Origin of the sequence: Marivirga arenosa, from assembly GCF_030503875.2 — a bacterium.
Taxonomy (GTDB): Bacteria; Bacteroidota; Bacteroidia; order Cytophagales; family Cyclobacteriaceae; genus Marivirga; species Marivirga arenosa.
The window spans coordinates 1,813,722-1,826,448 of sequence record NZ_CP129968.2 but is presented as its reverse complement, the minus strand read 5'-3'; the positions used below and the strand labels follow the sequence as shown (position 1 = coordinate 1,826,448).

The window sequence follows — 12,727 nt, the reverse complement described above, 5'->3', positions numbered from 1 at the left end:
AGAAATTTGAAAAAATTTCATCGAAATACCTACATTTAGGTATTTGCATACTAAATATAGTAACTATTAGTGATGGATTTTGCATGACTTACTAATTAATTAATTGAATTTCAATCACCTAGTTTATGATGAACATCAAAAACATACTACTTACCATACTGATTTATTCTACAATTTATTTTACAACATCAGCCCAAAAAGTATTCACAAAAGCAGATAGCTTAAAGGGAGGTTTAACTGAAGAAAGACTATGGTGGGATTTAAATTATTATCATTTAAGCACAAAAGTACATCCTGATCAAAAAAAAATAAAAGGGTCAAATTTAATTCGATACAGAGTTCTAAAATCTCATGACGTGATGCAAATTGATTTACAAGCTCCAATGCAGATAGACAGCGTGGTTCAAAATGGGAAAAAACTAGCTTATCAATCAACAGGAGCAGCTCATTTTATTGAATTACATGACCCACAACCAAAAGATAGCTATCAAGATTTAGTTGTATATTTTTCAGGTAAACCAAGGAAAGCAAAAAATGCACCTTGGGATGGCGGATTTTCCTGGAAAAAGGATAAAAATAATCAACATTTTATTGCTACCTCAAATCAAGGAATAGGTGCTAGTATTTGGTGGCCATGCAAAGAGCATCCCTATGATGAACCCGATAGCATGCTGATTAGTGTAAATGTTCCAAAACCTTTAATAGATGTTTCAAATGGTCGTCTGAGAGAAGTTGAAGATTTAGGTAATAGTAGAACTTACCATTGGTTTGTGAATAATCCTATCAATAACTATGGGGTAAATTTAAATATTGGTGATTATGTAAATTTTGAAGAAGAGTACAATGGCGAAAAAGGTGTTTTGGACTGCAGCTACTGGGTATTAAGCTATAATCTGGCAAAAGCCAAAAAGCAGTTTAAAGAGGTGCCTCGAATGCTTGAGGCCTTTGAATATTGGTTCGGGCCTTATCCCTTTTATGAAGATAGCTACAAACTAGTTGAAGCTCCTTATTTAGGAATGGAGCATCAGAGTTCAGTAACCTATGGGAATGAATTTAAAAATGGCTACAGAGGAAGAGATTTAAGCCAAACGGGCTGGGGATTAAAATTTGATTTTATTATCATTCATGAATCGGGACATGAGTGGTTTGCTAATAACATAACCCATAATGATGTAGCGGATATGTGGATTCATGAAGGGTTTACCCATTATTCAGAAAATTTATTTTTAGACTATCATTTCGATTCATTAGCTGCCAATGCTTATGTGCAAGGGGTAAGATCTTCCATATCTAATGATAGACCCATAATAGGGCAATATGGTGTGTCTCATGAAGGTTCTGGAGATATGTATTATAAAGGAGCCAATATGCTTCATACCATCCGCCAATTGTTTGATGACGATAAGAAATGGCGTAATACATTAAGAGGTTTAAATGAGGTATTCTACCATCAAACGGTAAGCACACAGCAAATTGAAGACTATATCGAAAAGGCTTATGGCGATACTTTGAGCTTTGTATTTGACCAATATTTAAGAACTACACTAATTCCTACTTTTACCTACAGAATACTGGACAACAAGCTCCTTTATAAATGGGAAAATACAGTTGAAGATTTTAAAATGCCTCTTCGCATTTTTATCAATGGAGAAGAAGAATGGCTGGTTCCTAATTCCAAAAGCTATGAAACATTAGAAAATCTCCCTGAAAACACAGATATTATGGTTGATCCAAATTTCTACATTTCAACTTTTAATCTAACGGAATAGCTTAATACTTTCTAATTAATAAAACGCCTAAAACCAGGAATATAACGCCAAGTATTCTTTGCCAATTAATTTCTTTTATTGAAAAACCTAATAAGCCAAAGTGGTCTAAAATTAATGATATAATCATTTGACCTCCAACTATTAATGAGAATGTTAGGGCTGTCCCTAGGCGTGGTGCAATAATAATTACGGAAGCCACATAGAAAGCTCCTAAAATCCCTGCTGTCCAAAATAATGGAGAAACGGTTTGAGTAGCACTAATGCTCGAGAAATTAAAACGAACGGCTAATAAATATAAAAATAAAGCTGTTGTCCCTATTAAAAAGGAAGCAAATGCTGCAAAAACAGGCTGTTGTACTGCTTTACCTATTTGTATATTAAAACCAGCCTGTATAGGTAAAATAGCGCCCGCTAAAAACACCAACATCATTAATATTAAATTTGATTTTTGCATCTGATTGTAATCTGAGGATTTTAAATCAATACATGGTATTAGGATTGGCTGACTCTGATGGTATCTTTTGAATACTATCCCAGTGTTCAACTATTTTCTCTTTTTCATCAAATCTGAAAAAGTCCATAGTAATATATTCTCCATCTCCAGCCCAAACTTGATGGGTGTGAAGTGCCACCAAATCATCTTCCGCTACGGCTCTAGCAAAATCAATTTGTTTATTAGGAAACTTCACTTGCATTTTTTCAAAATATCTAATAAACCCATCAGTACCATTTTCTACCAAAGGATTATGTTGAATATATTGATCCCCCACGTATAATTCTACAGCTTTTGCTGGTTTTCCTGTAAATGCCATTTCATAAAATGCAATGGCATTGTTCTTAATAGCTGCAAGTCTTGCTATATTATCTTTCATAATCCAGTAAACCTGCTTCAATCTCTGCTCTTCTTTCCTCCTGCCAGTCTGGTAATTTTAGTGAGCTTCCTAATTCCTTATTCGATTCATCCACCATAAAACCAGGTCCTTCGGTAGCAATTTCGAATAATACTCCTCCTGGTATTCTGAAATAAATAGATTGGAAATATTTTCTGTCTTTTACTTCAGTAACTTTTAAGTTAAGTTCATTTTCAAGATAATCTTTGATTTTGAGCGATTCATCAATACTCTCTACTCTATGAGCCACATGATGCACAGTTCCTAAACCATTTTTACCTTCTGGTAAGCCTTTAGCATCCATAACAACCAAAGAATTACCGGCACCTCCAATTGAAGAATTCAACAAAGTAAAATCACCTTCCTTTTGGGTAGATTCATATCCAAATACTTCTAAAAACTTTAAAGTCTCCTCTACATTCTCAATAGCTAATACAACATGATGAATTCCTATAATATTTTGGCCAGTAGGTACTTCATCCGATTTCCAAACGGGGCTTCTTTCATCTTCTCCATCTTCAATAATTGCTAAATTCAATCCTGATGGGTCTTTAAAGGTTAATTTCTTTTTTCCGAATAAATTGGCCTTTGAAACGTCTACATTATGTTTCTTTAACCTATCTTCCCAATATTGTAAACTATTAGCAGGTGCAGAAAAAACGGTTTCAAATACTTGTCCTGATCCAATAATTCCATCTCTTACGCCCTGATCTTTATAAGGAAAAGTTGTAAAAATAGTAGAAGGTGAACCGATTTCATTACCATAATAAAAATGGTAAACCTTCTCATTATCAAAGTTTACAGTTTCCTTCACTAATCTTTGACCCAATAATTTTGTATAAAAATCGTAATCTTCTTGAGCATCATTAACCGTAGCGGTAATATGATGTAATCCTTTTATTATTCCTTTAAAGTTCATTCTGATTTATTTTAATGATGCCAACATTTCATTTACTTTCTTAATTTCATCATCATTTATGATATGATCCATTCCTGGGTATATTCTTTTATCAACATTAGCACCCATAGAGCTTAGCACCTCATCTGATTCGTGAAGTCTTGATTCCGGAATATGATGATCTATATCGCTACATCCTATCAAAACTTCCGTACCCTTAAAATCACCTTTATAATGATTCATTTGAATTTGTGGACCGATTAACCCTCCACTAAGAATGGCTATACCTGCATATTTTTCTGCGTTTCGGGTAGCATATTCCAATGTTAAACATGCACCTTGCGAGAAACCTAAAAGAAAAATATTTTCAGTATCAATACCTTGCTCATTTAAATACTTGATTATAGTACCGTAATTTTCAAGAGCGGAATCAAGCCATGGTTGGTTCTCTTCCCAATCCTTCATAAAGCCTGTAGGATACCATGTGTTATTAGTAGCAATAGGGTAAACTATGGCAGTTTGATCTGCTAAATTTAAGCTCTTTACTAATTGCTGCATTTTGGAAGCATCATCTCCTCTGCCATGAGTCATAATGATCGCATGTTTTGCTTCATTTACAGCTGTACCTTCAAAAATGGTGTTTTCAAATAAATGTAATGTATTTGACATTCTAAATTAATTAATACAACAACAATATATGTATATACAACTAATTTAAAAGATGAAGGTTTAGTTTTTATCAAACTAAACCTTCAAATCAGAAAATTATAGTGGAAAATAATTAGCCTTCAAGACTCCCTTCATATGCATGGTGCAGCATATCAACTAATTTTGATTTCTCTAATGGCGCTACATTTTCGTAAGGTTTCGCCAAAACAGTTTCTACTGCTTTTTCGATATCATCAATTTTAAACCCAATACTTTTTAAATCTGTTGGTCCGCCTGCATTACCTGACAATTCTTGTAATTTATGGGCTGGGTTATGACCCAATACTTGTCTAAAATCAGTTTTAATTTCATCGGATAAGGAATCCCACTGATATTTAAGTACAAAAGACTGAAGTACTGTATGAACATAAGAATGTTCTAATTTAAAGCTACCCCCTAAAACATGAGCCATTTTATGGTGTAATGACATACTCACTTCACATAAGCACTTACCGGCTAGATAAGCTCCAAATTGAATATCGGTATTAGCTTCTTCCGTTAGTTGCTTTTCTTTTGCTAATATCTCTAATCCCTTTTTTATATATTCAACTCCTAATAATGCATGATGACGAGTTACAGGATTTCCATTTGGAGCGTAAATAGCCTCCATTAAATGAGCCATAGCATTCATACCACTAGTGACAGCTAAACTCAAGGGTAAACTGGATGTCAGATCAGGATCATACACGACTACTTTCGGCATAACTTTCATAGATTTTCCGGTTGTTTTGCCCTCCTCTGTACTAATGCCCCAAATATTAGTTTGCTCTGAACCGGAATAAGTTGTAGGTACTGCAATAATAGGAATATCAGTTTCTAAGGCTAAAGCTTTAGCAAGCCCAACAGCAGAACCTCCCCCAAAGGCCAATAGTACATCTGGTTTTTCTCCCTTTAGCTTAATCATCGCCTTATCCACTAATGACTGGGGTACATGCTGAATGATCTCTGGAAAATAATATAGGTTTTCTTCACCAATCTCTTTTGCTACTTTCTTAATATGAGGTTCCCAACGTTCCTCTCCCATCGCCATTACTTTGGAGTAATCTTTTAAGATATTAGGTAATTCATCGGTTTTACCTTTTCCAAAATAAACTTGATTAGGATATGATGTATACGTAAAATTCATAATCTATAATTTATGTATTGCGTTTTCTATTTGAACTACTGTACTTTTCAAATGTGGTAAAAACTTCTCCTGCATTTCGTCTTTACTTACTCTGCTGGCATGTCCACTTATGTTTAATGCGGCAATGGTTTTTCCACTTTTATCATTAATCGGACAAGCTATCGACCGCACGCCAATTTCTAATTCCTGATCTGCAATTGCCCAACCTCTATTTCTTACTACTTTGATTCTTTCAAAAAGTTTATCAGGATCTGTAATCGTATTCTCTGTTAACTTTTCAATTTTTAGACTGTGAAGGTATTGAAGTAAATCCTCATCCTCCAGCCTTGATAACAGTACTCTTCCCATTGAGGTAGCATAAACTGGCAAGCGGGTTCCAATTCCTAAAGCTAGGGTCATAATTCTATTAGTTTGAACTCTCGCCACATATACTATATCATTCTGGTCAAGCACCGACATAGAACAAGATTCATTTACCTGATCTGCTAATTGCCTCAAAAAAGGCTTTGCAATTTCATGGTATGGCAAGCCAGATAAATAAGAATAACCAAGGGTAAGAATTTTTGGACTTAAACTGAATTTTTTACCGTCTTCACATTGAACATAACCTAAATACTGTAAGGTTAACAAAATTCTACGTGCATTAGCACGCGTTAAATCTACTTTTTTAGCGACTTCAGTTAAGGTCATGCTTTGATTCTCTGCATCAAATGATGCAATTACGTTTAATCCCTTTTCCAGAGACTGAACAAAATCAGATTTTTTGATAGATTCCATCTTACAAATGTGCAGATTTAAAGTGAAATTGACCGAATTAACTTGACGGTAAAATACTGGCTATACCATCTTGAATAAGTATTTTGACCTTAACTTATTTCTTCACCAATTTAAAATCATATTCAACATCGTAGAAAGATGATTTAAAACCGTATTTATCCATATCCTCTTTACTTTCATTTAAAGGAAAATCTAGAATTAAGGACTCTTTTACACCAAACACAGCATCAGAATCTAAATATTCATCTCCTTCTACAAAAATATGAGTAATTAAAGTTTGATAGCCCTCAGCTTCAATCCAGAAATGAATATGAGCAGGACGCATTGGATGTCTGCCTGAAGCTCTCAGTACTTCACCTACTGGACCATCAGTTGGAACTGGGTATGGAGAAGGCTTAATTGATTTAAACCAAAATTCCCCTGATTCATCTGTAGTGAAAATCCCTCTTAAATTCATCTCAGGTTGAGAACTATCTTGAATATCATAAAAACCATCATCATTAGATTGCCAAACATCTATTGTAGCCCCTTTCAATGGCTTTCCTTCTGGATCTAAAATTTTACCTCTAAATAAAGCCGGTTCACCTGTTTCTACTTCTTTACCTCTCGCAATATTATCTCCCATTTCCATATTCATGGCTGGTGCATGAAATGGCCCTGTTACTGTAGTTTCAGTGGCGTCTTGCTGAGTTCTGTGATTGATAGCATCTACTAGCATTGACACGCCTAAAACATCAGATAACAAAATAAACTCTTGGCGTTTATCATCACATTTTTGACCCGTTCTAGTTAAAAAGTCTATTGCTTTAAACCATTCTTCTTCTGTAGGCTCTAAATCTTTGATAAAAGCATGTAGGTGCTTTACCAATTTAGTTAGGATTTCTTGACTTCTAGGATCATCGCTATTGATCTTCTGCAATACGATATCGGTAAGGTTTTCTTCAGTTAAGTTTCTCATTTGACGTCTATTTTTTTTATAAACAATTATTTCAAACTTTTGTTTTATTATTAAACTTATGTTCTTTATATAAACATTTAGAAAAAACGCTATGGAAAAAGCTAGATACGAAACGGATGTACTTATTGTGGGAAGCGGCCCAGCAGGATCTACCACTTCAGCTCTTTTAAGTAAATATGGGATTAAAAATATGGTGGTTACAAAATATGGTTGGCTAGCCAATTCCCCTAGAGCCCATATTACAAATCAAAGGACTATGGAGGTATTCCGAGACCTTGGAATTGAAGAAGAGGTAATTGAAAAAGCAGTTCCACAAGAATTAATGGGGAATAATGTGTTTTGTACTAGTTTGGCTGGCGAGGAGTTAGGTAGATTATATTCTTGGGGAAACCACCCAAATAGAATGGCAGATTATACTTTAGCCAGTCCTACCAAAATATGTGATATACCACAAAACTTAGCGGAACCCATCATAGTGGGTGCTGCAGCAAGAACAGGCTCAAAATTTAAATTCGACACAGAATATCTAAGTCATGTGCAAGATGACAATGGAGTTACCGTCACTTGCAGAGATAGGCTAGCAGATGAAGAATTTACAGTAAGAGCTAAATATCTAGTAGGTGCTGATGGAGGTAATAGTAAAGTAGCAGAAAACTTAGGTCTTCCTTACGAGGGTGAAATGGGAGTTGGTGGAAGCATGAATATTGTTTTCAAAATGGACTTAAGCAAATATGTTGCTCATCGTCCAAGTGTTTTATACTGGGTGCTTCAGCCGGGTTCTAATGTAGGCGGAATTGGAATGGGATTGGTTAGAATGGTAAGACCTTGGAACGAATGGCTAATAGTATGGGGGTATGACATCAACGATGGTCCACCAGAAGTAAATGATGATTTAGCAAAAGAAATTGCTTTCAAGCTAGTTGGCGATGATAGTATTCCTATAGAAATAACACAAACTTCAACCTGGACGGTAAATCATTGTTATGCCAAAAAAATATCTGAAGGAAGAGTATTTTGCATGGGTGATGCTATCCACAGACACCCACCTTCAAATGGTTTAGGTTCTAACACTTCAATACAAGATGCTTTTAATCTTAGCTGGAAGCTTGCTAAAGTAATCAAAGGTGAGGCTAATGAATCGCTATTAGAAAGTTATCAAGATGAAAGAGGGCCAATAGCAAAGCAAATAGTAGATAGAGCGAATAAAAGTATTGAAGAGTTTGGTCCGATATTCCAATCATTAGGTTTGGGTGAAGATATTAAACCTGAACAGATGAGGGCAAATATGGAGAAGTTAAAGGATAATAATCCAACTTCTGAAAAGCAAAGAGAAGATTTAAGAAAGGCTATTGCATTGAAATCCTATGAATTCAACTGCCATGGCGTAGAAATGAATCAAAGATATAACTCAAATGCTACCATAGCTGATGGTAGTCATGAAGAAGAATTTAAAAGAGATAAAGAATTGTATTACCAAGCCTCCACAAGACCGGGAGCACATTTACCCCATGTTTGGTTAGGTAAGAACGGGCATAAGGTTTCTACCTTAGATGTATCAGGAAAAGGAGAATTCACATTATTTACAAGTATTGGAGGTGAAAAATGGATTGAAGCTGCCAAAGAGCTTAGTAAATCTCTTGGTATCAATATCAATACTGTTCAGATTGGCCCAGACAGAGATTATACTGATTTGTATGGCGCATGGGCAGAAGTCAGAGATATTAAAGATTCTGGCTGTTTATTAATTAGGCCAGATTATCACATAGCATTTAGAGCAAAGGAAGTAAGTCAAAATGCAGAAAGTGATTTAAAAAATGCATTTGAAAAAATTTTAGGGAAATAAGATGAAAAATGTTCCAATTATTACTGCTCAAGAAGCAGCCAAAAAAGTAAAATCAAATGACACCATTTTATGTGGTGGATTTGGTATGACAGGAGCACCGGTGAATTTACTGCATGCTCTGGCAGAAACGGATACCAAGCAATTAACCTATATTGGTAATAATGTAGGAGAACCAGGTTTAGGGGGAGATAGATTGCTTACCAATGGTCAGCTCAAAAAAATGATTGGTTCTTATTTTACAAGTAACCCCAATGCAGTAAAATGGGCTCAAGATGGTAAGGTTGATTATGCATTGTTGCCACAGGGAACATTAGGAGAAGCTATCAGGGCCGGTGGAATGGGTATCGGAGGATTTTTCACTCCTACCGCGGCTGGAACTGTTTTGGCAAAGGAGCTTGAAACAAAAGTCCTGAATGGAGTGGAACAAGTATTTGTGAATTCCATTAGAGGAAATGTTGCTTTTATTCGTGCTTGGAAAGCTGATAAAGCCGGGAATCTGACTTATAGAATGACAGAACAGAATTTTAATCCTGCCATGGCAACAGCTGCAGATTTGGTAATTGCAGAAGTAGAAGATATTGTAGAAGTAGGTGAACTTGACCCTAATCATATTCATACTCAGGCTTGCTTTGTGGACTTTTTGGTTGAATCAAAGCTAAAAGAGGAAAACTTAGGATCCTCGGCATCTGTTGGAAGCAAAAAAGCAGGTGAAACCAGAATGAATATTGCGCGAAGAGCATTAAAAGAGATCAGCAAAGGAGATATAGTGAATTTGGGAATCGGAATTCCTACGCTTGTGGCTGATCTTATTAAAGCTGAAGATGAAATTGTGCTACATACCGAAAATGGAATGTTGGGTGTAGGTCCAGAGCCTTCTGATGGTTCAGGAGCAATGGTCAATCCTGTAAATGCCGGTAAAATTCCGGTTACTGCTATTAAGGGTGCTAGCTATTTTGACACCTCCACCTCTTTTGGGATGATTAGAGGAAAACATGTTGATGTGGCAATAATGGGAGGCTTAGAAGTGGATGAAAAAGGGAACTTAGCTAACTGGGCTGTTCCAGGCAAACCTTTACTAGGAGTTGGTGGCGCCATGGATTTAGCATCTGGAGCTAAAAAATTAATCATTACCATGAGTCATCTTAATAAAGATGGAAGTCCTAAGCTTGTTAAAGAATGTGATTTACCAGTAACCGCTATGCAAGCAGTTGATATTGTTATTACTGATAAGGCTGTCTTTAGAATAGGAAATGAAGGATTTGAATTAATTGAATTAATGCCGGGTGAAACTGTAGAAAGTATAGAGAAGAGTACTGGAGCTCCTTTTAAAAATAGCTTATAAAAAAAAAGCTACTGCTTATAAATAATTAGCAGTAGCTTTAATTTCTTCTTCTGAAACTTCATGAGGTCTTTTTTCAAATATTTTCAATTCAACCTTAGCATTTAGTCTATTGAATTCATTTGCTGTTTCTTTAGTTCTTGAAACAGGTACCCATTCATCTATTTCTGAAGTAGTAATATATACCGGAGTTTCTTCAAAATCTCCTTTGAATTTCCAATCTATTTCATCCTGTCCTATATAACCTCCTGTAAAAATAATGATCGATTTATATCGATTAGGATGTAAAAGTGCATATTGAGCCATCAAACAAGCTCCTTGAGAAAAGCCCATCAATATGATGTTTTCATCTGAATATCCTAAATCATTTAATTCTTTATGGTAATGTTCAACCGTCTCTAAGGAATAATCAAGATCTGGTAGATTTTCATTTAAATCGGCCATAAAGCCTTTAGGATACCAGGCTTTTTCAGATGCTGTGGGTAAAATTACAGGTATATTTTCCCAACCCATTTTCTTTAAAATATCTTGCATGAAAGCGGGTGTTTGATTTCTTCCATGAAGGCATAAAATAGCATATCCCGAAGCGTCTTGCTTCGGGATATTTAATTTTACTGGAGATTCTTCTAAATGGAAATTCATTATTTATCTCTTAAGTAATGAGGTACTTGAATTGGCTCCAATGGTTTAGTCAATTCTTCTCTTCTATCTTCGAAGAATGGAGGTAAAAGTAACTCATGACCTAATAAATCTTCTGGCTCATCAACTGCAAATCCTATATCAGAAGTAGCAAATTCAAATAGTTGACCACCTGGAGTTCTAGTATAGATAGAATGGAAATAATTTCTATCCTTAATTTCAGTCACATCCGTATAACCAGTACCTTCAATATATGCTTTTAATTCAGCACTTTGCTCATCGTTTGCAGTAGCAAAAGCAATGTGGTGAGGAATTCCAACACCGAATGTCCAGCTTCCTTGCGGTAAATCTGGCTGATGGTGTAATTCAATTACTCTTCTTGCTCCACCGTCTTTGATATGATAACGGTGATAATCACCTTCCTGCCCTACTTTATTGAAACCTAAGGTTTCGGTTAAATATTTATCCATCATCTCTACCTCTCTAACAGATAGTACTGCACTGTGGATACCTTTAATACCATTCTCTTTAGAAATCTCATCTGTTGACCACGCATTACGGTTGTCGTTGGCATCTCCGAAAACACCAATACCAACGCCAGATGGATCTTCAAAATGAATCATTTTTTGACCAAAGCGTTCTAAGATTCCAGAGTTTTTTACATTGTGCTTGTCTAAATGCTGTTTCCAAAAAGGAAGGGCATCAGGGTGAACTGAAAAACCAGAAACTTCAATTTGACCAGAACCTTTTTTACCGTAAACACCTGCTTTTTTAAATGGGAAAGTAGTCCAAACAGATCCTACTTCAGCATCAGCATTTGCATAATATAAATGATAAACACTTGCTGAGCCATCAAATAATACTGTTTGCTTAATCATTCGCATCCCCATTACCTGAGTTACGAAATCAATGTCTTCTTGAGCGCTACCAACACTTACAGTTAAGTGGTGTAGTCCCGTGATATATTCGTTCGGATTCATAGTAGTAAAATTTTAATTTGTTTAGGTGAAATTAACCATAGAAGTTAGAGGTTGTTCTGTATTTCAAACAAATGTTTACTATATGAACTTAAATCTTAATTTAGTTTAAGATTGAGCCAATTTGCGTTTCAACTTACTTAAAAACTCAGGTGTGATGCCCATATAGGACGCAATGTATTTTTGAGGAACTATCAATTCTAAACGAGGATGAATTTTCACAAACTCCAGATACTTTTCTTCAGCGGTATAGGAAATATTTCTAATAATTCTTTTTTGATGGCTTATCAAGGCATTTTGATATAGAATTCGAAAATACTTTTCAAAAACAGGGCACTTTTGAATTAATTGCTCAAAATTTTCTTTACTCAATAAATACACCTCAGAAGGCATTATCGCTTTTACAGAATAACTGGATTCATGGCTATTAAAAATAGCATCTAAATCACCAGTCCACCACATGTCTTGGCCAAACTGTATAGCATGCTTATGATCATGTTTATCTTTAAAATAAGTCATGAGACATCCCGACTTTATTAAAATAAAATATAAAGACGAATCCCCTTGCCTTACTATAAGCTCATTCTTTTTAACAGATTTGAATTCGACTAGATCAAAAAAGCAGTTGATGTCATCAGTGGTTACTGGTACTTTAGATTGGAAATGACTAATAATTTCTTCTTTCTGCATATTTACTAATGGATTAAAATTAAAAAATCTTTAATCAAAGAATTTAATCCTATTTGATTGATAGCTTAATATACAAGAGAAATTTTACAAAATGGTTTAAAAATAACTCATAA

The 12,727-nt window shown here is 35.1% G+C and carries 13 protein-coding genes; 3 read left to right on the top strand and 10 right to left on the bottom strand.

The features are described 5' to 3' along the window. Positions 1 to 128: 128 nt before the first annotated feature. The gene (locus QYS47_RS07905; RefSeq protein ID WP_407660368.1) at positions 129 to 1,769 is read left to right on the top strand and encodes a M1 family metallopeptidase; all 1,641 of its coding nucleotides are present in this window, start codon (positions 129 to 131) and stop codon (positions 1,767 to 1,769) included. A gap of 1 nt (position 1,770) precedes the next feature. On the opposite strand, the gene QYS47_RS07900 is transcribed toward QYS47_RS07905, so the two are convergent. The 7 genes from QYS47_RS07900 to QYS47_RS07870 form a co-directional block, all read right to left on the bottom strand. Further along, entirely contained in the window at positions 1,771 to 2,223 is a 453-nt protein-coding gene (locus QYS47_RS07900; protein WP_322348302.1) for a DMT family transporter, read from the bottom strand. Between the two features lie 25 nt (positions 2,224 to 2,248). Beyond that, on the bottom strand, positions 2,249 to 2,641 hold the full coding sequence (locus tag QYS47_RS07895) for a nuclear transport factor 2 family protein (protein ID WP_322348301.1): 393 nt from the start codon (positions 2,639 to 2,641) through the stop codon (positions 2,249 to 2,251). Next, positions 2,631 to 3,578: a ring-cleaving dioxygenase gene (locus QYS47_RS07890; RefSeq protein WP_322348300.1), complete on the bottom strand. Its 948-nt coding sequence runs from the start codon at positions 3,576 to 3,578 to the stop codon at positions 2,631 to 2,633. The genes QYS47_RS07895 and QYS47_RS07890 overlap by 11 nt, the downstream gene beginning before the upstream one ends. Before the next feature lie 6 nt (positions 3,579 to 3,584). Beyond that, the gene (locus tag QYS47_RS07885) at positions 3,585 to 4,226 is read right to left on the bottom strand and encodes an alpha/beta hydrolase (RefSeq protein ID WP_322348299.1); all 642 of its coding nucleotides are present in this window, start codon (positions 4,224 to 4,226) and stop codon (positions 3,585 to 3,587) included. Between the two features lie 112 nt (positions 4,227 to 4,338). Continuing rightward, positions 4,339 to 5,391, bottom strand: coding sequence for a maleylacetate reductase (locus tag QYS47_RS07880; protein ID WP_322348298.1), 1,053 nt, complete (start codon positions 5,389 to 5,391; stop codon positions 4,339 to 4,341). A 3-nt stretch (positions 5,392 to 5,394) separates the two neighbouring features. Next, positions 5,395 to 6,168 (bottom strand): IclR family transcriptional regulator domain-containing protein, encoded by a 774-nt coding sequence (locus QYS47_RS07875; RefSeq protein ID WP_322348297.1) that lies wholly within the window; start codon positions 6,166 to 6,168, stop codon positions 5,395 to 5,397. A 94-nt stretch (positions 6,169 to 6,262) separates the two neighbouring features. Continuing rightward, a complete protein-coding gene (locus tag QYS47_RS07870) occupies positions 6,263 to 7,126 on the bottom strand; it encodes an intradiol ring-cleavage dioxygenase (RefSeq protein ID WP_308357071.1) in 864 nt (287 codons plus the stop codon). Positions 7,127 to 7,217: 91 nt separating this feature from the next. Here QYS47_RS07870 and QYS47_RS07865 point away from each other — a divergent pair, with 91 nt between their 5' ends. Together QYS47_RS07865 and QYS47_RS07860 are read left to right on the top strand one after the other, a co-directional pair. Beyond that, positions 7,218 to 8,969: an FAD-dependent oxidoreductase gene (locus tag QYS47_RS07865; protein WP_322348296.1), complete on the top strand. Its 1,752-nt coding sequence runs from the start codon at positions 7,218 to 7,220 to the stop codon at positions 8,967 to 8,969. A gap of 1 nt (position 8,970) precedes the next feature. After that, positions 8,971 to 10,311 carry a 3-oxoacid CoA-transferase gene (locus tag QYS47_RS07860; protein WP_322348295.1) on the top strand — a complete coding sequence of 447 codons (1,341 nt, stop codon included), beginning with the start codon at positions 8,971 to 8,973 and terminating at the stop codon, positions 10,309 to 10,311. Positions 10,312 to 10,326: 15 nt separating this feature from the next. Here QYS47_RS07860 and QYS47_RS07855 read toward each other — a convergent pair whose 3' ends face one another. The 3 genes from QYS47_RS07855 to QYS47_RS07845 form a co-directional block, all read right to left on the bottom strand. Beyond that, on the bottom strand, positions 10,327 to 10,950 hold the full coding sequence (locus tag QYS47_RS07855) for an alpha/beta hydrolase (RefSeq protein ID WP_308357073.1): 624 nt from the start codon (positions 10,948 to 10,950) through the stop codon (positions 10,327 to 10,329). Continuing rightward, positions 10,950 to 11,927 (bottom strand): ring-cleaving dioxygenase, encoded by a 978-nt coding sequence (locus tag QYS47_RS07850; RefSeq protein ID WP_322348294.1) that lies wholly within the window; start codon positions 11,925 to 11,927, stop codon positions 10,950 to 10,952. Before QYS47_RS07850 ends, QYS47_RS07855 begins: the two co-directional genes overlap by 1 nt. Before the next feature lie 105 nt (positions 11,928 to 12,032). Next, positions 12,033 to 12,614 carry a Crp/Fnr family transcriptional regulator gene (locus tag QYS47_RS07845; protein ID WP_322348293.1) on the bottom strand — a complete coding sequence of 194 codons (582 nt, stop codon included), beginning with the start codon at positions 12,612 to 12,614 and terminating at the stop codon, positions 12,033 to 12,035. Positions 12,615 to 12,727 lie beyond the last annotated feature (113 nt).